Below are 21,211 nucleotides of genomic sequence, written 5' to 3' on the forward strand. Positions count from 1 at the left end.
GAATCGGTGATCTTACCCGACGCGCGCCCTTTCCCTGGTGTTCTTCGCGTTGTTCACGTACTTGCAGTCTTGTGTGCTTTGAGCGCTCTGGGCATCAAAGGCATCCGCCGGGCCGCCGGCGCCCGCGCCGGGACGTCCGTGGCGACCGTCGCGGCCTCCCGCAGCAGGGCGCGGACGTGGAGGGCGACGAGCGAGGGGTACTCCATCTGGGCGACGTGCCCGGCGTCGTGCAGCAGCACCAGCCGGACGTCGGGGAACACGCGCCCGGCCCGCGCGGCCATGCGCGGGTGGACGAGGCGGTCGTGCCGCCCGTGGACGACCAGGGTGGGCGCGGTCACCTGGGCGGCCAGCCGCCACAGGTTCTCCTCACCGCGCCGGAAGTACTCGTTGACCAGGGCGCGCGCCGAGTAGATGAGCGCCGGGCCCGCCCATGGCAGCTCGTCGCGGCGGCGCTGTTCGAGGACGGCGTCCTCCAGGCGCAGGGGGTGCACCCGGCCGGTGTCGGCGAAGCACATGGCCATGGTGGCGCGGATGCGGCGCTCGGCGGGAAGCCCGCGCAGCCGGCTGAGGGCCCACTGGCCGAGGCCCGGGGTCGCGGACAGCACGACGCGCGCGGGGCCGTACCGGGGAAGGAGGTCCGGCATGGCGGGCGAGATGAGCGTCAGCGTGCGGACGAGGTCGGGGCGCGTGGCGGCGACCCGGACGGACACGGCGCCGCCGAGCGAGTTGCCGAGCAGGTGGACGGGGCCGCCGCCCAGGTGCTCGACGAAGGCGATGACGGCGTCGGCGTGCGCGGCCAGCGAATAGTCGCCCTCGGGGTGCTCGGGCGAGAAGCCCGCTCCCGGGAGGTCGAGGGCGTACCCCCGGACGTCGTCGCGCAGTTCCCCCATCAGGTCGGTCCAGTTGGTCGCGGACCCGGCCAGGCCGTGCACGAACACGGCGGTCTCGGCCGGCGCGGCCGTCTTCGGCTCGGGCGTGGACCGGACGTGGACGGTCAGCCCGCCCAGGTCGACGAGTTCCCCCGGCCAGTGCGGAATCGGTTCCACCGTCTCTACCTCCACCGTCCCTCTCCCCTCCCGTTCACCCTCCGTTCTGACCATAACCCGGCGGCGTACACCTGGCGCGGCCGTCCACGCCGGGCTCGGGGGCTCCTTACGAGTCCGGAGACCACACAAGATCACGGGAAATATCGGACAAATCAGGAAATATTGAGCTGAAAGACATAAGGGCAGGTTAAGTAGATGCCAAAAGGCAGCGATCCCCGTTTGTCGTATGCGTGCCTCGGAAAACAACACAACTGGGAAGACTTACTCAGAGTCACCCGGCATTCAGCGGAGAAAAGCCGCTAAATGCATCCGCTGGGCAACCCGATGCGTCAAGGGGGAAAACGCAATGCCCGACGTCAAGAAATACGCCGCCATGCTGACCGTTACGGCGGCACTCACCGGTGGTCTCGTCGGCCTCGGTGCCATGACGGCCACGAGCGCCAACGCGTCCGCCGCGATCGGCACCTTCGACGGCTTCGATGGAGGGGGCTTCGGAGGCTTCGGAGGAGGCGGCCACGAAGGCGGCCACTGCCACCACCACGGGGGCCACCACGGGGGCCACCACGGTCACCACGGCGACTTCGGCGGCGACTTCGGCGACGACGGCGGCTGGGGCGGCAAGGGCCACCACCACGCCCGTCATCACCGTCACCACCACAGCCACGGAGGCGGCCACCGCAACTGCTTCTTCAAGATCGTCGAGGCGCGCTTCTACCGTGCGATCATCGGCCACCACCACCACGGCGGCGGGCACCACAACTTCTGGCGCGACGACCGCCACCGTCACTTCAGGCCGGAGCATCACCACCACTTCCACGGCAAGAAGCACCACCGCCACCACGGGAACGACGAGCGCTGATCCACGTCAAGTCCATACCGAATCTAGGCGGTACGACCGGACGGCATCCGGTCCGGTGACCACGACCGCCTAGCCCGACACGGGATGCCCCGGAGCGAATTCCGCTCCGGGGCATCCTTAATGCCCACCCTCAATGTCCCAGGCGAATTCCCGTCCAGGCCGCTTCTCCGCGCTTGCCGAAAAATAAACCCTCATCGCCAAGCCCATACCATTCGCCGAACCCTCCAATGCCCATCGCGCCGCCATTCCCGGCATTTCCGCTCTAGGCCCGAGACGGCCCGGCGGTCACGCGGTCTTGCGGGGACGGCGCTTGGCCGGTTTCTTCTCCCCCTTCTCCGCCTTCTCGTCCGCGCGGGCCTCCTCGCCGCCGGCGGCCTTCGCCGCCTTCCTCCTCGGCGCCGGGGCCTCTTCGCGTCCGCCCTCGCGTTCCCGCTTGGCCGCGTCCACGCTGGCGCGCAGCGCCGCCATCAGGTCGACCGCGGGCCCCGCCTGCTCCGGCGCCTCCGGCCGGGCCAGTTCCTGACCCGCGATCTTGGCCTCGATGACCTGCTGGAGCGCCTCGCGGTAAGTGTCGTGGTACTGAGTGGGGTCGAACTCCCCCGCCATGGTCTCGATCAGCGATTCGGCCATCCGCAGCTCCTGCGGCCGCACCTCGATGTCCTCGTCCTTGAAGTCGAACCCCGGCTCGCGCACCTCGTCCGGCCACAGCATGGTCTCCAGCACGAACACGCCGTCGCGGATGCGCAGCGTCGCCAGCGACTCGCGCTGCCGCAGCGCGACCTTCACGATGGCCACCTGCCCGGTGCGCTCCAGCGCCTCGCGCAGCAGGATGTACGGCTTCACGCCCGTGTTCTCGGGCTCCAGGTAGTACGATTTGTTGAACAGGATCGGGTCGATCTGGTCGGCCGGGGTGAACTGAAGGACGTCGATCCGCCGCGAGGTGCTCAGGGGCAGCTGGGCGAAGTCCTCGTCCGTCAGCACGACCACCTCGCCGCCGGGCAGCTCGTACCCCTTGGCGATCTCCGAGTAAGGCACTTCCTGGCCGTCGATGGAGCACACCCGCTTGTACTTGATGCGGCCGGCGTCCTCGCGGTGCACCTGGTGGAACGTCACATCCTTCTGCTCGGTGGCGGAATAGAGCTTCACCGGGATCGTGACGAGCCCGAACGAGATGGCACCCTTCCAGATGCTACGCATGGCCTCTCCTCACCTCTGCTACCACTATCGAACGCATGTTCGGTAGTGGCAAGGGCGCAAAGCAGTATCTAAATGGGCAGATACCCAGTGTGGATTGCCGTATCCGGTCAAGCCACCGCTGATAGACCCGTGACGGGCACGACAGAGGACGTCCGCACGGCGGAAGAAACTCCGGGCGGAGACCTGCCCCGGGGAGGCTCCCGGAACACAGGGAAGAAGTGATGGCGTGGCGGACAAGGTCCGGGTCAGGGTCGACCACCGGGAGCTGGCGCTGACCAACCTCGGCAAGGTGCTGTACCCGCGGGCCGGGTTCACCAAGGCCGAGGTGATCGACTACTACACCCGCGTCGCGCCGTACATGCTGCCGCACATCCAGGGACGGCCGCTCACCGTCAAGCGCTACCCCGAGGGCGTGGACGGGCCGTTCTTCTTCGAGAAGAACCGTCCCCCGCACACTCCCTCCTGGGTGCGGACGGTCCGCCTGCCCGCGCCGGGCAGCACCAAGGGGCGCGACACCATCGACTACGCGATCGTCGACGACCTGCCCACGCTGGTCTACTTCGCCGGCCTTGCCGCCCTGGAGTTCCACACGCCGATGTGGCGGGTGGACGACCAGGGGCGGCCGCTGGACCCCGACCTCATGGTCTTCGACCTCGACCCGGGCCCGCCGGCGACGATCGCCGAGTGTTGCCGGGTGGCGCTGCGGCTGCGCGAGGCGCTGCGCGAGGACGGCCTGGAGGGATGCCCCAAGACCAGCGGCAACAAGGGCATGCAGGTGTACGTTCCGTGGGCCGGCCGCAGCGAGAGCCCCTCCGGCTACGCCAAGGCGCTCGCCCAGCGGCTGGAGAAGGAGCGCCCCGGCGAGATCGTCAGCCAGATGGCCAAGAAGCTGCGCCCCGGCAAGGTGTTCATCGACTGGAGCCAGAACAACCCCGCCAAGACGACGATCGCGCCCTACTCGCTGCGCGCCAACCCGACGCCCACCGTCTCGACCCCGCTGACCTGGGAGGAGGTCGGGAACGCCCGCCCGGAGGAGCTGGTGTTCACCGCCGGGGACGTGCTGGCGCGCGTCGAGCGGTTCGGCGATCTGATGGCGACGCCGGAGCGCTGCGGGGGCGAAGAGGGGCCTTAGGCTGGACGCATCGGGGTATGGAGCGGGCGAGCCAGGCTCGCCGTCGACGGAGGGTGCCGCACATGTCGGAGATGGATGTGCACGGGAACGAGGTCCCGCTGGACGAGCTGGAGCCCCTCGACGACGTCGCGGACGAGCTCGACACGGAGGTCCCCGAGGCCGACGCCGTGGAACAGCACCGGATCATCGGCGGTGAGCGGCAGGAATGGACGCTGGAGGTTCCCTACGACGCCGATCCCGCCGACGCCGCCGACCAGTGGCGGACGGTCGATCTGGGTGACGACGAATATCGCTGACCCGGATTACCCGCGCGTAGGATGTGAACCCCGGACCGGATCCTGGGGGCGAGGGGCAGGCAGGCGCCTGACCGGCGGAGATCCGGCGTTGATCCGTTCAGCACCGACCGGAGCGCGCTCGACGACCGCGCGACGGCGAGACCGTCCAAGGAGAATCCCGTGACCGCTACCCCGGACGCCAAGCCCCGGGGCACCCGCCTGCCCCGGCTGGCCCGCCGCCGTCAGTTGCTCAACGCGGCGCAGGAGGTCTTCGTGGAGAACGGCTACCACGCGGCCGCGATGGACGAGATCGCCGAGCGGGCCGGTGTGAGCAAGCCGGTGCTCTACCAGCACTTCCCGGGGAAGCTGGAGCTGTACCTCGCGCTGCTGGACGTGCACGTCGACGACATGGCCAACCGCTGCCGCGAGGCTCTCGCCTCGACGACCGACAACAAGCAGCGCGTCCAGGCGGCCATCGGCGCGTTCTTCGACTTCGTCTCCAGCCAGGGCGAGGCCTTCCGCCTGGTCTTCGAGTCCGACCTGCGCAACGTCGCGCCCGTGCGCCAGCGCGTCGAGCGCTCCCTGCGCGAGAGCGCCGAGATGATCAGCCAGGTGATCCAGGAGGACACCGGCTGCTCCAGCGACGAGGCCCACCTGCTCGGCGTCGGCCTGGTCGGCATGGCCGAGGTCAGTGCCAGGTACTGGCTCGCCAGCCACGGCACCATCCCCAAGGACGTCGCGACCCAGCTGATGGCCCGGCTCGCCTGGCGCGGCATCGGCGGCTTCCCCCGGACTTCCTAGCCTCCCGAAGGCCTAGCCTCCCGAAGGCGCCCGGATTGTTCGCTTGCCGCGATCAGCCGGCGCCACGCGGCCCGCGAAGGGCCACGATGGGACCAGCACATCTGGTCGTCGAAAGGGAGTCCGATGGAAGTCAAGATCGGCGTACGCTCCGTGCACAGGGAGATCATCGTCGAGACCGACCTGTCCACCGAAGAGGTGGAGCAGGAGCTGCGGAACTCGCTGGCGGCGGATCGTGGCGTCTTCTCCATCACCGACGTCAAGGGGCGGCGCGTGGTCGTGCCGGTCTCCGCGCTCGGCTTCGTCGAGATCGGCGAGGACGAGTCGCGTCCCGTCGGCTTCGGCGGCACGCTCTGAGCCCGGCGCTTTGGGGGGCTCCTGGCGGCCTCCCAAAGCGCCCGGGTCCGCGCGATGCGAGGCATCGTTTCGCCGGACATCAGATCTCTCGCGGTGCGGACCCTAGACTCCCGCGCATTCCTCGCGCGAGGGGAGTGAGCAGCCGCAGGGGCGGCGTGACCTCCGGACTTCGTCCCGTTTGTGACCGAAGGCCGGGCAGTCCGCGCCTCCTCTTCTCAACACGGGCCGCGAGGTCCAGCGATTCGGTCCACATCTCATCAAGGAACTGCCGTAGCGGCGCGAGGCCCTCATGTCTCGAACGGTACAACCGCCGAGGGCGTTCGCGCCCCTCGATCACGGGACCGAATTGGCCAGAAGTCCGAAACCTTACCTTTGGGGGCCCACGCGTCCCTCCGCTTCACGGACCCGGGACCAGACCGAGGGCCGCCATGCGCTTCCCGTGCTCCTCGGTGAGGCGGGCGAACAGCCGGCCGATGCCGATGAGGTCGGCGTCCCCCTCCCCCGCCCCCGCGGACTCCGAGACCAGCAGCAACGCCAGCTCGGGACGGGCGAGCGCGAGCCGGTTGCCCTGGCTCAGCGCCTCGCCCACCATGCGCCGGGCCCAGAGCGCGAGCCGCCCGGCGACCTGCGGGCTACCGGCCAGCGCCGTGCGCACCCGGTCGACCACGAACTCCGACCGGACCTCCTCGGCCAGCACCTCGTCCACGAGCTCGCGGGTGTCGGCGTCCACGTGCCGGGCGGCCTCGCGGTAGAAGTCCCCGGCGATGCCCGTGCCGACGTACGCCTTGACCAGCGCCTCCAGCCAGTCCCCCGGCCGCGTCTGGGCGTGCCAGTCGTCGAGCGCCTCGACGAACGGCGCCATCGCCTTCTCCGGATCCGCGCCGAGCGAGGCCAGCCGGTCGCGCAGCAGCCGGAAGTGGGCGTACTCGACGGCGGCGAGGCCGCTGAGCGCCGCCCGGTCGGTGAGCGAGGGGGCGAGGGTGGCGGCGTCCTCGGCGAGCCGCAGGAAGGCGGTCAGCTCGGCGTAGGCCAGCACGCCGAGGAGATCGACGACACCGGTGCCGCCGCCGGCGCCGGCAGGGGAATCACTCATGGATGCAGCGTACGAGCTTCGGGACGGCCCCCGGACCCGGACGCCGGGAGCGCCCGCTCCTCACGGCAAGGCACACGGTCGGCATCGAATCGGCCGCGACTTACCGGATGGAACGCCAAGAAATCGGCCCGCAGTTGTGGTATCGAGTACACTGACCTGTAAGAGTGCGACCGCAGTATGTTATTCAGGGCGAATATCGCCTGATAGCCCCCATACGCGCCATGTCGCGGCGGTCGCCGAGACGGATGAGGGTTGGCTTTTCCGCGCGGACCCGGCACCAGGCCGGCGGTCCCGGAGGCCCGCCTTCGCAGGAGACCTAGGCAGGCCGAGCTGACCACGTTCCGAGACCTTGGAGTCATAGCGGAGATCGCTGATGCCCTCGAGACCGAGGGCATCATCTCACCCTTTCCCATTCAAGAGATGGCCCTTCCCCTCGCGATCAGCGGGCAGGACGTCATCGGCCAGGCGCGCACCGGCACCGGCAAGACCTACGCATTCGGCGTGGCGATGCTCCAGCGCGTCGGCAAACCCCGCAAGAACCGCAAGAAGCCCCGCGGCCTCGTCGTCGTCCCGACCCGTGAGCTCGCGCTGCAGGTCACCGAGGACCTGGTCGTCGCCGGGGGCAAGCTGGGCTCGCGCATCCTCACCGTGTACGGCGGGCGGGCGTACGAGCCGCAGATCGAGGCGTTGAAGCAGGGGGTCGACGTCATCGTCGGCACTCCGGGCCGGCTCCTCGACCTGGTGAAGCAGAAGCATCTCGACCTCACCCAGGTGTCCATGCTGGTCCTGGACGAGGCCGACCGCATGCTCGACCTGGGCTTCCTCCCGGACATCGAGCGGATCATGAAGCTGATCCCGGCCGAGCGGCAGACCATGCTGTTCTCCGCCACGATGCCCGGCGAGATCGTCGGCCTGTCGCGCCGCTACCTGTCGCGCCCCACCCATGTGCGCGCGGAGAACGCCGACGCCGACGCCGACGACGTGTCGAAGACGACCCAGTTCGTGTACCGCACGCACCGCATGGACAAGATCGAGATCGTCGGCCGCCTGCTGCAGAGCGAGGGCCGCGGGCTCACGATGGTGTTCTGCGAGACCAAGCGCGCCTGCGACATGGTCTCCGAGCAGCTCAAGGAGCGCGGCTTCGCCGCCGCGGCCGTGCACGGCGACCTCGGGCAGGGCCAGCGCGAGCAGGCGCTGCGGGCGTTCCGCAACGGCAAGATCGACGTGCTGGTGGCGACGGACGTCGCGGCGCGCGGCATCGACATCGACGACGTCACCCACGTCGTCAACTACGACTGCCCGCAGGACGAGAAGGCCTATATCCACCGCATCGGCCGCACCGGCCGGGCGGGGCGCACGGGCGTGGCGGTGACCTTCGTCGAGTGGGAGGAGCTCACCCGCTGGAAGGTCATCAACAACGCCCTCGGCCTCGACTTCGCCGAGCCCGTCGAGACGTACTCCACCTCGCCGAACATCTACGCGGAGCTGCACATCCCCGAGGGCACCAAGGGCGTGCTGCCGCGCGCCCAGCGGTCCCGCGCGGGGCTGTCCGCCGAGCACGTCGAGGACCTCGGCGAGACCGGGCGGCACCGCTCGCGCCGCGAGCGCGACGAGCGCACCGAGCGGGCCGAACGCACCGAGCGCCGCGAGCGCCCGGCGCGCAACCGGCAGCGCAGGCGCACCCGCGGCGGCCAGGAGACGATCTCCCCCGAGACCGTCACCGAGGCCGTCGTCGCCGGTGACGTCCTGGCCCCCGAAGCCGGGCCCGTCGTCCAGGAGGCCGCCGAGGTCGCGGCGCCGCGGCGTTCCCGCAGGGGCGCCAACCGGTCGGCGCTGTCCGAGGCGCTGGCCGACGTCCCCGCCGCCTCCGCGAAGGACGGCGGCGCGGCGCAGGAGCCGCTGTTCGACGCCGAGGCCGAGGAGGACGTGGTGATCTCCCGCGGCATCGCGAACCTCGGCGACTTCGAGGACACCGAGAACTTCGACGACTCCGGATCCGACGACTTCGAGGACACCGAGGACACCCAGGAATTCGGGGACTTCGACGACGCGGACGACACCGAGTACGCAGAAGACACCGAAGCGGCGGCGTACAGGCCCGCCGCGCCCGAGGCGCCCGTCGCCCGCCCCGAGCCGGAGCGGATCATCCCGCCCTCTCCGTTCGCCATCATCTTCCGCTCGCCCGACCTGGCGGTGGACGACGATGATGTGGCCCCCTCCGCGGCCTCCGAGCGCGTCCAGCAGCGCCGCAGGCCGTCCCAGCAACGCCCCCGGAGGGGATGAACAGGCGGCGCGTAAGACATCGCGGCACGACACCGGTGATCGACCGGTGAGAGCCGCCGGGAACGGCGGACGGCCCTCGCGGCGGGCCGTCGTCCCCGGCGGTCCGCCCGTGCCGTGGTGAGGCGCCATCCGACCAGGTGGGAAAGTGCTGAAGCAACCACGCGACCGACATACGGCGTTCGACGGTGTCGCCGGAATGAGTCCTCAGTATCGTGGTGCCACGTGAGCACGCCGCGCTTCCTGAGTCTCCCGCCCGGTGTCCGCGCGCAGCGCATCGAGACACCGGTGGGCTCCTTCGCCGCCCTTGAGGCGCTGCCGGTCAGCGGCGTGCCCGAGCGCTGGCCCGCCCTGCTGATCCCCGGGTACACCGGCAGCAAGGAGGACTTCCTCGCGATCTTCCAGACGCTCGCCCAGGCCGGGCGCCGCGTCGTCGCGATCGACATGCGCGGCCAGTACGAGACCAAGGGTCCGGACGACCCGGCGGCCTACAGCTGCGAGGCCCTCGGTGAGGACATCGACGCCGTGGCCGAGGCCGTGGGCGGCGGCGAGCCCGTCCACCTGCTCGGCCACTCCTTCGGCGGCCTGGTCACTCGTGAAGCGGTGATCGGCGGGGTCATCAAGCCCGCGTCGCACACGCTGATGAGCTCGGGGCCGGCCGGCATCATCGGCGCGCGCGAGCAGGCGGCCCGGCTGATGCTGCGCACGCTGCCCGAGGTCGGCCTGGAGCACATCTGGGCGCACCGGCTGGAGCCCGAGGCCATCGCCGCGGGCGTTCCCGACCACATCGTGGCCTTCCTGCGGCGGCGGCTGTTCGCGAACTCGCCGACGGCGCTGGTCACGATGGCCGAGCAGGTGCTCGGCGCCGTCGACCGCCTCGACGACCTCTGCGAGCTCGACGTGGCCACGCTGGTCCTCTACGGCGAACACGACGACGGCTGGCCGCCGCCCCTCCAGGCCGAGATGGCCAAGCGGCTGGAGGCCGAGTGCGTGGTCGTCCCGGGGGCGCTGCACTCCCCGGCGGTCGAGGCCCCGGAGACGACGGCCCACGCGCTCACACGCTTCTGGAACGCCGCCGAGCAGCGCCTGATGCACAACGCCTGAGCCGCGCTCCGCGCGGCGAACGGGTTAGACGCGTATCCCACGGCGGACAAGCGAGGCGCGCCCCGCGCGGCGGACGGGTGAGGCGCGTATCCCACGGCGGACAACTGAGACGCGTACCCGCGACGGACGGGCGAGGCGCGTACCGGGTCCGGCCGACACGGCCCTCGTCGATCCCGGCGTCAGTCCCCCTGATGGTCCCGTCCATCCCGGTCCCGTCCGTCCCGGTGACGGCTTCCGTCCCGGTGGCGGTTCGGGTGACGGTCCCGTCCGTTCCGGTCGCGTTCTGGTGTCAGTCCACGTCGGGCAGGCCGTCCCAGGGCTGGTGTGGGGTGCCCGCGGCCTGGCCCTCCGGGCAGTGGCGGCGGTAGTCGCACCACGAGCACATCGGCCCCGGCTTCGGCGGCAGGCTCGCGTCCAGGTCGGGCGGGAGCGGCGCACGCGGGCCGTCCCGGTCACCGGCGTCCGCGCGCCACGCGCGGTAGCGCTCGTCCGCCTCGGACGCCTCCCGCGCGATGTCCTCGGCCCGGCCGATGTGGCGGGCGAGGGACTCGTCGGTGTGCTCCCACTGGACGATCGACCCGGTCGGCACGTGGTGGAGTTCGACCGTGCGGCAGGCGCGGCGCATGACCCGCGAGGACGCCACCGCGTAGATCGCCAGCGCCAGCGACGAGCGGGCGTCGTCCTCGGTGAGGGGACGCCTGCCGGTCTTGTAGTCGACGATGACCAGCTCGTCGCCGCGCCGGTCGATGCGGTCGACGCGCCCCGACACCGCGATCACCGACGTGCGGGTGGCGACGGTGCGCTCGACCCCGACGGGCTCGTCGGAGGGGTCCAGCGTCGAGGCGTACCCCGACACCATCGCCCGCGCGCGGTCACGCCACAGCGTCGACTGCTCCTGATCGCGGAACCCCTCGGTGATCCACCCCTTGCTCAGGAGGATCGCCGCCATCGCCGGGGTCCTGCGTTCGTACGGCTCGCGCCACCAACCGGCCAGGGCGTTGTGCACCGAGGCGCCCACGCTGTTGTGCGCCCAGGGCGGCCCCTTGGGCGGGGCCGGGCGGTCGAGATACGTGAAGCGGTAGCGCCTCGGGCAGTCCAGCCAGGTGTTCAGCCGGGACGGCGTGCACGTGTAGAGCCGCTTGGGCATGCCGTCCAGCGGGAGTTGCCCCTGGGGGGTCACTCGTCGTCGAGCTTGAGCTTGATGCCCGACGCCTTGGTGCCGTCCGTCAGAAGGCCCTCCGTGGTGTCCTCGGGCGCGCGGTCGCCGGTCAGCGAACCGGCCAGCCAGTCGTCGAAGTGCTGCTCCTGCTCGGCGATCGTCGTCTCCTCGCCGTGGGCGGGCAGGACGCGGGTGTCGCCCGGCAGGGTGAACAGCCGCTCGCCGATCGCGGTGAGCTGGTCGGCCAGCGCGGGGTACTCACCGCCGATCTTGCCGGGGCCGTCGGCCAGCAGCGTCTTGCCGGTGAACACCACGCCGAGCGCCTCGACGTAGAGGGAGACTCCGCCCTGGGTGATACCGGGGGTGGCGATGACCTCGATCTCGACGTCGGCGACGCCGAAGACGCCCTCGTCCTCCATGTCGATGTCGGGGTAGGTCTCCTCCCACGTCTCGCGCCAGAGCCGGCGGTCCTTGCGGTTGAGGGCGACGACCGCCTCGTCGCGCGCCGCCACCTCGATGGCGCCGCCGACGTGGTCGGGCAGGCCATGGGTGCAGATCACGGCGAGGACCTCACGCTCGCCGACGTTCTCGAGGATCGTCTCCGCGTCACGCGCGGGGTCGATGACGATGACCTCTTCGTCGTCGCCCACGATCCAGGTGTTGTTCTCGACCTTGTATTCGGAGCCGTCGACGGTCACGACTCCCTCGGTCACCACTCGCTCGATACGCGCTGTCACGGCCACGACCTTACCGAACGGGGGAACCGTTCAGGATACGTCGCGACGAAAGGATCGGCGAAGATCCGGCACTCGCCGCCGTGCGGGGGGCGCCGGAGGTCACGGCTCGTCCCCGAGACGCGGGGAGAAGGCCCCGAACGGCAGGTCGAGCTCCTGGTCGTGCTCCCTCAGGTCACGCAGGGAAAGGTCGGAAAGCGCCACCAGGCACCCGGCCTCGGCGGGCCAGCCGATCAGCCACAGCCAGTCGCCCATCGCCTCGCCGACGTAGACGGCGCGGTCGGGCAGGCCCTCGACCCACCACAGCGGCGTGGGGTGGCCGAGCGCCTCGACCTTGGCGTTGGGCGGACCGTCGTCGAACCCCGGCCCGGGGTCGGGGCCGTCGAGCCCGGCGAAGGCGGCGCCGAGGCCCATGCCGGGCTCCTCAGCGACGATGACCAGGTCGGCGGGCCCGTGGGTGACGGACGGCCCGGACACGGCCACCACTCCGGCGCGGGCGCCGGAGCGCTCGTCCCCGGCGTCGCCGAAGCCGGTCACCAGCCAGCCGGCGGGCAGCGGCCACGGCAGCCAGAAGGGGACGAGCGAGTCCTTTCTCACCACGTCGAGCGACTCGCCGGAGGGGCGTCTGGCCTGGAAGGGCAGGACGGCGCCGTGCACGCCGCAACGCCATGAGCTTGACCAGGCGCTGGGCGGGCGCAGCGTGCCGAAACACCTTGGACAGGTGGGCGCGGCTCTCACAGTTATCCACCGTGCTTCCGTCAGCGCGGGAAAGTCAAGGGGAATCCCGTTATCCCAGCGTAATCTTGGTGTATGCGCGTGAGGTGCGTGGGTGGCATCGTCCTGGACGGCGCGGGACGCCTCCTGCTGGTCCGGCGGGGGCGCCCGCCCGGCGTGGGGTCGTGGTCGCTGCCCGGCGGCCGCGTCGAGCCGGGCGAGTCCGACGCCGAGGCCCTCGAACGCGAGCTGCTGGAGGAGACCGGTCTCGCGGTCGCGACGGCGGGCCTGGCCGGCACCGTGGAGCGTCCGGGGCCGGGCGGTGTCGTGTACGAGATTTACGACTATTTTGCCACACCACGGGCGAGCGCCCCGGCCCAGGAGGACGGCGCCCGGACGGACGCGGCCCACACGGACTCAGCCCACACGGACTCAGCCCACACGGACTCAGCGCTCCGGGCCGGGGACGACGCCGCCGAGGCGGGCTGGTACGGCCGCGACGACCTGGCCCGGCTGCCGCTCACCTCCGGGCTGCTGGAGGTGCTGGACGCCTGGCGGGTGTTCCGGGCCGAGGTCGGCGGCCCGGTCGGCGGCGAGGTCAGCGGCTGAAGGACGTCCGCCACAGGGTCAGGTGGTCGGCGGTGTAGGTCGTCGAACGGCCGACGGCCACCACCGTGTCGCCGACGACGGCGATGGCGCCGAGCCACTGGGCGCCGTCCCCGGCCATGCCGTCGCCGGTGAGGGCGTGGCGCTGCCAGTCCAGGCCGTCGTGCGAGGTCCAGACCGCGCTGTCCCCGGTCGCGGGCGGCCCGTAGGAGCCGACCGCGACCAGCCCCGACTTCGAGGCGGTCATGTCGAGCACGACCGCGGTGTCCTCGGCCGGCAGCCAGGCGTAGTCCCAGGTGACCCCGTCGTCGGACGAGACGGCCGCGAACGGCCGCTCGGCCCCCGCGTCCGTGGTCGCGCTCCCCACGGCCACCACGCCGCCCTCGTGGACGACCACCCGGCGCAGCGCGGCCGAGCGGGCCCCCTCGGGGACCACCCGCTTGCGCGCCGTCCAGTTCAGCCCGTCCTTCGACACCCAGACCACGCCGGACGTCCGTCCCGTCGTCCCGGAGGCGCCGACCGCGAGGTAGCCGCCCGGCGTGGCGACGACGTCCTCGATGCGCACGTCGGCGCCGCCGGCGGGCAGGCTCTGCGGGGCCGCGCGCGAGTAGCGGCGAAGGTCGGCCGAGAACCACAGCGCGGCGACCACGCCGCCGGGGCCGCTGTCGTCGCCCGCGATCACGTACCCCTCCGGCCCGGCCGCGACCACGCGCGGGACCACGGCGTACCGCCCGGACCCGCCCAGGGCGGGCGATTCGGGCGCGGGCCGCCAACTGCGCCCGTCGCCGGAGGTGGCCAGCAGGGGCCGGATGAACGCCGAGTCCGCCGTGGTGCTGCCGACCGCGAGCCACCCGTGGGGGCCGTGGGCGACGTCGTTGAGCGACTGCCTGCCCGCGCCGCCGAGCGCCGGGGAGTTGACGGCCTTCCAGTTCTGGCCGGTCGGACTCGTCCAGATGCCGGCGTCCCCCTTGACCGACCCGACGGCCACGAAGGACTCGCCCGCCGCGACCAGTGCGGCGGTGTCGCGGGCCGAGCGGGACAACCCGTCGATGTCGCCGAGCGCCACGGGGGCGGCGGGCTTGCCCTTGCTCGCCGTCATCAGCACCGGGAGGTTGTCCAGTCCCCCGGCCCGCTGGTCGCCCGCCGCCACGAGCGTGCCCGCGTCGGTGATCGACAGGCCGCGCAGGGTGCCGGGGATCTGCCCGAGGGCGGTGCTCTCGGTCCACTTCTTGCCGTCGCCGCTGGTGTAGACGGCGTAGCGCTCCCAGCCGGACTCGGCGACCGCCGCCACCCCGGCCGCCGAGGACGCCAGGCCGCGCACGCCGGTCGCCTCGCGCCCGAGGCCGCCGATCATGCCGCACTGCTGCCACTGGTCGCCGAGTTCTGAGCAGTAGACGCGGACGTCGCCGGCGTCGGACTTCTGCAGGGTCGGGACCAGCAGGAACCCCTTGCCCGCGACCGCGAGCGCGCCCGGCTCCGGCCGCACGCCGGGCAGGGCGGCGGCGGTGCGCAGCCACGTCCTGCCGCCGTCGGGGGAGCGCAGGATGACCGAGGTCGTGTCGCCCGTGCCGGGGTCGGCCAGCGCGACCACGGCGTCGCCCTTGGCCACGACGGCGCGGATGGCCCGCACCTTGTCGGTGGTGCCGATCTCTCCGGTGTCCACGCGGCTCCAGCTCTGCCCGTCCGGCGAGACCCAGGCCACCGGGCCGTAGCCGCCGTCCTGGAGGGTGGTGGAGCCGACGGCCACGAAGCCGCTCGCCGTGCGGGCGAGGTCGGTGATGCGGTCGCCGCTCCAGAAGACCGAGAGCCGCGCGGGGGCGACGGCCGTCCAGGAGCGGCCGTCCGTGCTGGTCCACAGGCCGCGTGCCGACCCGGCCGCGCCCGGTGCCTCGGTTCCGGCGGCGAGCCAGCGGCCGTCGCCGCCGGTCACGCGCCCGGCGGATCCGGCGGGCTGGTATCCGGCGGGCCCGGTCACGCGGCCGAGCTCCCAGGACTTGCCGCCGTCCGGCGAGACCAGGAAGAGCGGGCGGGGCACGGGGCTGGTCGTGTCGCTGCCCACGGCGACGACGGTGGAGCCGACCGAGGTGACGGCGTTGAGCACCTGGCTGGACCCGGTGCCGCTGACGCCCGGCGGCGCGGCGAAGGCCTGGTCGCCGGACCCGCCGTCGCCGGCGGCGAGACGCAGGCCCGAGCTGACCGGGGAGTTCACCCAGTTGACGATGACGAGGCCCAGCCCGGCGGCCAGCAGGACCGCCACGGCCACGATCACGGGGGTCAGCACGCGGCGGCGGCCGAGGACGTAGCGGCGCGGCGGCGTGGGGGTGCGGCGGGGCCGGGGGACGGGCTGGTCGCGGTGGTGGCGTCCCCTGCCGGTCCCGCGCGGACGGGGCGGGCCGCTGGCCACCAGGACGTCGGGGCGGGGGGTGGCGGGGCGGCCGGGGGGCGGCCCGCCGATGCGCCGACCGACGGGGACACCAGGGTCGTCGAAGTCGTCGTGGTCGTCGTAATCGTCGTCGGGGTCGTAGGTGACCTCCGGCTCGGCGGGGATGTGCGGCTCGACCCGGATGCCGGGGAGCTCCGGCGCGAAGGCCGCGGGAGGAGCTGTGGGGGGCACGTCCGGTAAGGGATCGTCGTCCGGTAAGGGCACGGGAGCGGCGGGGCGCGCCGACGGTGTGCGCGGGGGGCCGGTGGCGACCAGCTTGTCCGGACGGGTCACCAGGCGCCGGGGCGGGCGCGCCGGCTGCGTCGGCTCGCTCGCGGGGTAGTCCTCCCCCGAGTAGTCGGTGCCGTAGTCGTCGCCGGAGTAGTCGTCGCCGTAGTGGTCGTTGCCGTAGTGGTCGGCGGCGGGGTGGTCCCCGGCGGGCGTGCGATCCTGCGGCCGGGGCTGTTCGGGGCCGGGACGGCCCGCGCTGTGGCGGGGCTCGGCCGTGCCGCCGTACGGCCGGGCGTAGGGGTGGCGACCCGGCGACGGCTGCCGGGGAGGCTCGTCCTCGGCGTCTCCGGGACCGTTGCCGGTGGGCGCGCCGATGGGGGCGCCGAAGGGCGGCAGCGCCCATGGCGAGTCCAGGGGCAGGCCGCGCGAGCGGACCTCCGAGGGATCCGGCGGGGTGTGGTGCAGGGCCGGAGGAGGCCTGTGGGTCTGGTGGGACCCGGATCGGCCGGGAATGCGATCGCGGTCGGCGTCGTCGTCGGCCGACCACCATGAAGAGCGCGGGTCGTGGGGGCCCGAGGCCACGCTCAGCACCTCCTCGTCGGCAGCCTAACCCAGTTTGATGGCGGTGACTCAGGACCGTTCCACCGAGGTCCCGCGAATCCGTCGCGTCGACTACAGATCACTCGCGATCGTACCGATACCCACGCAATGCCCAGTGATCACCTGACCGGGCACGGCCATGCCAGGCCTCGCCCCTCGCCCTCGCCGTCAGCGTGCACCTCCCTGGGGCCGCCCGCCGGCCCGCACACCTTCCAAGGGCAACACGAGGAGGGCCCTTCTGGCGAGACCTCTCTAGTCAGATTTATCTAGAGACAGTCTGAATTGCCCGTTTTTGGGCGATTATTACGACCACTACGGCGAAGAAGCCCAACTGCACGACCGTCCCGCTGATCGCCTGCCACGGCACCGCCCCCTGACGCAGTGCGTCCCCGAGGTCGCCGGAGGCGGCCGCCGGCAGGAAGCTCACGACGTTGTTGATCACATGCAGCGCGATCGGCGCCTCCAGCCCGCCCGTGCGGACCGCGAGCCAGCCCATCAGCACGCCGAAGCTGAAGACGTCCACGATGCCCCAGTCGGTATAAGCGTGCAGCGAGGTGAACACCGCCGCCCCGAACAGGATGCCCGGCCACGGCGTCCTGAAGTACGCGCCGAACGCCTGGATCACCCACCCGCGGAAGACGTACTCCTCGGTCGCGGCCTGGAACGGCACCAGCAGCACGATCACGATGAGCCCCGGCAGGAACCGGTCCCACCCCACCCAGCCGAAGAGGTCGCCCATGTCCGCGCCCGTCGCCGCGTACGTCGCGGTCATCGCGAGCTGCCCGAGGATCAGCGCGACCAGGGCCACGCCCGTGCACAGGAACAGCCACCCCCAGCGCAGCCGGCCTGCGACGGACGACAGCGTGCCGGGCGGGCGCCGCTGGACCAGCCAGGCGGTCAGGAACACGAAGGGCAGGACCGCCGCGATGGACAGCAGCATCACGGCCAGCTCGAAGACCGGGTCGGCGAACAGCCGTCCGACCTCCATGACCACCGGGACGCCGGCGAGCCCGGCGACGATCACCCCGGCCAGCAGCACCACGAGCGACACACCGACGAAGGCGACGGCGATCACGGCCGTCCCCGCGAGCGGACGCCACCAGCGGTGCACCGGCGTGCGCGCCAGGTGGTCGTAGCGCGCGCCGGGCGGCGGCGGGACCGTCCACCGCGCCGGCGGCGGAGGCGCCTGCCAGGGCTGGGGGCCCGGGTAGTACGGGCGACCCGCCGGGCCGCCCACCGCCTGGTGTTCGGCCTCTGAGGGCCACCCAGAGGGTTGCGGCTGGTGCGGCTGCGACGGATCGTGCATACCTCACATTCTCCCCGCCACGGCGGACGGCCCGGCGGTCGGGCCGCACGTACGCCGGGAACTCGCCGTCGTGCGCATTTCTTGTTGGACGGGTGCGCAGGCTGCTCCCGGAACACCGACAGCCACAGGAGAAGATCTTGAAACGACCAGGCGTCCTGCCCGGCGGCCGCCAGGTCGGGCTGCGCGGCGGGGTGGCCCCGGCGGGCGCGGAGGCCGGGAGCGCGCGGGCCGGGGGCTCAGGCGGGCGGCCGGAAGCCCTTGGTCCGGGTGAGCCCGGCCGCGCGTCCCTTGGCGGCGACGACCAGGGCCATCTTGCGGGAGGCCTCGTCGATCATCTCGTCGCCAAGCATCACGGCGCCGCGCCGGTCCACCGTCGTGGCGTGCTCGTAGGCGTCCAGGATCAGCTCGGCGTGGTCGTAGTCGTCCTGCGTGGGCGAGTAGATCTCGTTGGCCGACTCGATCTGCGTCGGGTGGAGCACCCATTTGCCGTCGAACCCGAGCGCCGCCGACCTGCGCGCCACCTTGGCGAACCCGTCCAGGTCCCTGATCTGCAGATACGGCCCGTCGATCGCCTGCAGGTCGCAGGTCCGCGCCGCCATGAGGATGCGCATCAGCACGTAGTGGTAGGCGTCGCCCTCGGTGTACCCGGGCGGCTGCTGCCCGACGACCAGCGTCCTCATGTTGACCGACGCCATGAAGTCGGCCGGGCCGAAGATCAGCGTCTCCAGGCGCGGGGAGGCGGCGGCGATGGCGTCGACGTTGACCAGGCCGCGCGCGCTCTCGATCTGCGCCTCGACGCCGATGCCGCCGGCGGGCAGGCCCACGGCCTTCTCGATCTGGGTGAGCAGCGTGTCCAGCCAGGCCACCTGCCCGGCGTCCTCGACCTTGGGCAGGATGAGGCAGTCCAGCGCGTCCCCGGCCCCCTCGACGACCTCGATCACGTCGCGGTACGTCCACATGGTCGACAGGTCGTTGACCCGGACGGCGCGCGTCCTCCCGCTCCAGTCGCCGGTGCGCAGCGCGTCCACGACGTTCTTCCTGGCCTGTTCCTTGGCCTGCGGCGCGACGGAGTCCTCAAGATCGAGGAAGACCTCGTCGGCGGGCAGAGCCTGGGCCTTTTCCAGGAAGCGGGGGTTGCTGCCGGGCACCGCGAGACAGGAACGACGGGAGCGCATGGCGACCACCGTAGCCCGCTGACCGGCTCCGGCACGCCCGCGGGGTACCTGTGGAGGCGTCACAAAGGCCGCCGCCGGTTCTTGGCGGGGATCTCGTACAGCCATAACAGGTGCATTCCCGACAATGGACTACAAGCATAGGTAAAGGGAGTAAGACAATGAGTGATGCGTCCGTGGCGGTTCGTCCCGCCGTACTGTCCGATCTCATCCCCGGCAGGCTGGTGAGGGACGTCGCGCTGGTCGTCGGCGCGGCCGGGCTCGTCGGGCTCGCCGCCCAGGTGAGCATTCCCCTGCCCGGCACTCCCGTCCCGCTCACTCTCCAGACCTTCGCCGTCCTGCTGTCCGGCGCCGCGCTCGGCCTGCCGCGCGCCTTCTTCGGCATGGCCTTGTACATGCTGATCGGCCAGCTCGGTGTGCCGTGGTTCGCGCCGGACGCCGGCAACGTCACGCTGGGGTACGTCGTCGGCTTCATCCTCGCCGCCTCGGTGGCGGGTGCGCTCGCCCACAGGGGCGGCGACCGCACTCCGCTGCGCACCGTGGCGACCATGACCTTCAGCACGGTGCTGATCTACGCCGTGGGCCTGCCGTGGCTCATGGTGGCGACCGGCACGGACTTCGCGACCGCCTTCGACCAGGGCGTCGTGCCGTTCCTGATCGGTGACGGCCTGAAGGTCCTGGCCGCCGCCGCCCTGCTGCCCGCCGCCTGGAAGCTCGCCCGCCGCTGACCCGCCGTCCCCGATCGCCCGGCGGCACGTCCCGTGCCGGGCGATCGGGCCGTACATTGCTCCTGTGAGCCTGTCGCTGATAGAAGAGGGCGCGAAGAAGTCGAGCGTGCTGTGGGTCTCCCTGCCCGGGGGCGACCGGCTGGCCTGGCACGTCTGGCACGACGGGGCCGTCTACGTCGTCACCGGCGGGGGCGAGCAGGAGCTTCCCGGGCTCGTGGAGGCCTCCCGGGTCACGGTGACGCTGCGCAGCAAGGACAACGGCGCGCGATTGATCGCCTTCGAGGCGGACGTGCGCGTGGTCGATCAGGCCTCGCCGTCGGAGGCCGGGGCCGTGGCGGCGCTCGCCAAGGAGCGGCTCAACGCCGTCGACTCCGCCGGGCTGACCGCCCGCTGGGCCGCCCGGTCCTCGGTGGTCCGGCTCGCCCCCGCCGTGGCGGTCTGAGCCAGCAGGGCCCCCGCGAGCACGATGGCGCCCCCGGCGATCTGCGCCGCGCCGAGGTGCTCCCCCAGCAGGAACCACGCGATCACCGCGCCCGTGACGACCTCCAGGGAGGCCACGGTGGCGCCGACGGCGGCCGACAGGCGGCGGACGGCGGTGACCCCGGTGATGTAGGCGGTCACGGTGGCGACGGCGATCAGCCACAGGGCGGCGGCGAGCACGGGCAGCGTGTGGCCGCCGATCGTGGCGCTCGTCCCGAAGGCCGTCCAGGCGATCTCCCACGGCCGCGCGAGCGGGAGGAGCACCACCGCGGACCCCGCCAGGCTCCACCCGATCAGGCCGAGCGCGTCGACCTCGCCGCCGGAGCCGTCGCTCATGAGGAAATAGCCGGCGCAGCAGGCGGCGGCGACCATGGCGAGCGCCACCCCGAGGCCGTCCAGCGCCATCCCGTGCCAGACCTCCACGACCACGCACAGGCCCAGCAGGACGATCACCGACCCCGCGTACGCCGAGCGCGGCAGCCGTACGCCGCGGACGAACCGCACCCAGAGCACGACGAGCACCGGCGCGGTGTACTCCAGCAGGAGCGCCACGCCGACAGGCAGCCGCGTCAGGATGATGAAGAACAGCGCCTGCACCCCGGCGACGGCGACCAGCGCGTACGCGGCGTAGAAGCCGATCTTGTCCCGGGGGACGCGCAGGGCCTTCGGGCGGAACACGGCGAGGACGACGAGGAGCAGGATCGCGGCGCCCGCCATGCGCACCCAGACGGCCTGCAACGGGGTGAGGCCGCCCGCGCCGACGAACTTCGCCATGGGGCCGGAGAACCCGAAACACCAGGCGGACAGGACCGCCACCCCCAGCGCCGCGCCCTTCATGCCGCACTCCATCCCTGTAATGAGTGTTAGATGGTTTTGATCCTGTCATGCGGCCTTTGGTGGGATCAAGGAGCTATCCCG

Annotated in this window: 19 protein-coding genes; 8 read left to right on the forward strand and 11 right to left on the reverse strand. The window is 72.0% G+C overall.

The features are described from left to right. Window positions 1–53: 53 nt before the first annotated feature. The 3 genes from DQ384_RS38780 to ku form a co-directional block, all read right to left on the reverse strand. Window positions 54–1,046, reverse strand: coding sequence for an alpha/beta fold hydrolase (locus DQ384_RS38780; protein WP_245967080.1), 993 nt, complete (start codon window positions 1,044–1,046; stop codon window positions 54–56). Window positions 1,047–1,317: 271 nt separating this feature from the next. Then, window positions 1,318–1,887: a hypothetical protein gene (locus DQ384_RS40730; RefSeq protein ID WP_147269073.1), complete on the reverse strand. Its 570-nt coding sequence runs from the start codon at window positions 1,885–1,887 to the stop codon at window positions 1,318–1,320. A 303-nt stretch (window positions 1,888–2,190) separates the two neighbouring features. Next, a complete protein-coding gene (ku, locus tag DQ384_RS38790; RefSeq protein ID WP_114033881.1) occupies window positions 2,191–3,102 on the reverse strand; it encodes a non-homologous end joining protein Ku in 912 nt (303 codons plus the stop codon). A gap of 226 nt (window positions 3,103–3,328) precedes the next feature. Here ku and ligD point away from each other — a divergent pair, with 226 nt between their 5' ends. The 4 genes from ligD to DQ384_RS38810 all read left to right on the forward strand — a co-directional run bounded on the left by ligD (window position 3,329) and on the right by DQ384_RS38810 (window position 5,664). After that, entirely contained in the window at window positions 3,329–4,234 is a 906-nt protein-coding gene (gene ligD, locus DQ384_RS38795) for a non-homologous end-joining DNA ligase (RefSeq protein ID WP_114033882.1), read from the forward strand. 62 nt (window positions 4,235–4,296) lie between these two features. Further along, entirely contained in the window at window positions 4,297–4,530 is a 234-nt protein-coding gene (locus DQ384_RS38800; protein ID WP_245967081.1) for a hypothetical protein, read from the forward strand. Window positions 4,531–4,689: 159 nt separating this feature from the next. Then, on the forward strand, window positions 4,690–5,310 hold the full coding sequence (locus DQ384_RS38805; protein ID WP_114033883.1) for a TetR/AcrR family transcriptional regulator: 621 nt from the start codon (window positions 4,690–4,692) through the stop codon (window positions 5,308–5,310). Window positions 5,311–5,433: 123 nt separating this feature from the next. Further along, window positions 5,434–5,664, forward strand: a complete 231-nt coding sequence (locus DQ384_RS38810) for a DUF3107 domain-containing protein (protein ID WP_114033884.1) — start codon at window positions 5,434–5,436, stop codon at window positions 5,662–5,664. Window positions 5,665–6,061: 397 nt separating this feature from the next. On the opposite strand, the gene DQ384_RS38815 is transcribed toward DQ384_RS38810, so the two are convergent. After that, complete coding sequence (locus DQ384_RS38815; protein WP_114033885.1) at window positions 6,062–6,757, reverse strand: ferritin-like fold-containing protein; 696 nt, start codon at window positions 6,755–6,757, stop codon at window positions 6,062–6,064. A 420-nt stretch (window positions 6,758–7,177) separates the two neighbouring features. On the opposite strand from DQ384_RS38815, the gene DQ384_RS38820 reads away from it, so the two are divergent. Both DQ384_RS38820 and DQ384_RS38825 read left to right on the forward strand, forming a co-directional pair. Continuing rightward, a complete protein-coding gene (locus DQ384_RS38820) occupies window positions 7,178–9,040 on the forward strand; it encodes a DEAD/DEAH box helicase (RefSeq protein WP_114033886.1) in 1,863 nt (620 codons plus the stop codon). 222 nt (window positions 9,041–9,262) lie between these two features. Beyond that, window positions 9,263–10,141: an alpha/beta fold hydrolase gene (locus tag DQ384_RS38825; protein ID WP_114033887.1), complete on the forward strand. Its 879-nt coding sequence runs from the start codon at window positions 9,263–9,265 to the stop codon at window positions 10,139–10,141. Window positions 10,142–10,430: 289 nt separating this feature from the next. Here the strand turns inward: DQ384_RS38825 and DQ384_RS38830 are convergent, their stop codons facing one another. From DQ384_RS38830 to DQ384_RS38840, 3 genes are all read right to left on the reverse strand, one after another. Next, the gene (locus DQ384_RS38830) at window positions 10,431–11,321 is read right to left on the reverse strand and encodes a RecB family exonuclease (protein ID WP_342769497.1); all 891 of its coding nucleotides are present in this window, start codon (window positions 11,319–11,321) and stop codon (window positions 10,431–10,433) included. Continuing rightward, complete coding sequence (locus DQ384_RS38835) at window positions 11,318–12,037, reverse strand: MBL fold metallo-hydrolase (protein ID WP_114033915.1); 720 nt, start codon at window positions 12,035–12,037, stop codon at window positions 11,318–11,320. Before DQ384_RS38835 ends, DQ384_RS38830 begins: the two co-directional genes overlap by 4 nt. A gap of 99 nt (window positions 12,038–12,136) precedes the next feature. Beyond that, window positions 12,137–12,772, reverse strand: coding sequence for a DUF6758 family protein (locus DQ384_RS38840; protein ID WP_114033889.1), 636 nt, complete (start codon window positions 12,770–12,772; stop codon window positions 12,137–12,139). 72 nt (window positions 12,773–12,844) lie between these two features. Between DQ384_RS38840 and DQ384_RS38845 the strand changes: the two genes are divergently transcribed. Continuing rightward, window positions 12,845–13,357 (forward strand): NUDIX domain-containing protein, encoded by a 513-nt coding sequence (locus DQ384_RS38845; RefSeq protein WP_114033890.1) that lies wholly within the window; start codon window positions 12,845–12,847, stop codon window positions 13,355–13,357. On the opposite strand, the gene DQ384_RS38850 is transcribed toward DQ384_RS38845, so the two are convergent. From DQ384_RS38850 to DQ384_RS38860, 3 genes are all read right to left on the reverse strand, one after another. After that, a complete protein-coding gene (locus DQ384_RS38850) occupies window positions 13,347–16,589 on the reverse strand; it encodes a hypothetical protein (protein ID WP_114033891.1) in 3,243 nt (1,080 codons plus the stop codon). The genes DQ384_RS38845 and DQ384_RS38850 overlap by 11 nt on opposite strands. 280 nt (window positions 16,590–16,869) lie before the next feature. After that, on the reverse strand, window positions 16,870–17,913 hold the full coding sequence (locus DQ384_RS38855) for a CPBP family intramembrane glutamic endopeptidase (RefSeq protein ID WP_114033892.1): 1,044 nt from the start codon (window positions 17,911–17,913) through the stop codon (window positions 16,870–16,872). Window positions 17,914–18,149: 236 nt separating this feature from the next. Beyond that, window positions 18,150–19,088, reverse strand: coding sequence for an HpcH/HpaI aldolase/citrate lyase family protein (locus DQ384_RS38860; RefSeq protein WP_114033916.1), 939 nt, complete (start codon window positions 19,086–19,088; stop codon window positions 18,150–18,152). Between the two features lie 158 nt (window positions 19,089–19,246). Between DQ384_RS38860 and DQ384_RS38865 the strand changes: the two genes are divergently transcribed. Beyond that, complete coding sequence (locus DQ384_RS38865) at window positions 19,247–19,813, forward strand: biotin transporter BioY (protein WP_114033893.1); 567 nt, start codon at window positions 19,247–19,249, stop codon at window positions 19,811–19,813. Between the two features lie 303 nt (window positions 19,814–20,116). On the opposite strand, the gene DQ384_RS38870 is transcribed toward DQ384_RS38865, so the two are convergent. Then, a complete protein-coding gene (locus DQ384_RS38870) occupies window positions 20,117–21,130 on the reverse strand; it encodes an EamA family transporter (RefSeq protein ID WP_114033917.1) in 1,014 nt (337 codons plus the stop codon). Window positions 21,131–21,211 lie beyond the last annotated feature (81 nt).

This window comes from Sphaerisporangium album, assembly GCF_003323745.1.
GTDB lineage: Bacteria > Actinomycetota > Actinomycetes > Streptosporangiales > Streptosporangiaceae > Sphaerisporangium > Sphaerisporangium album.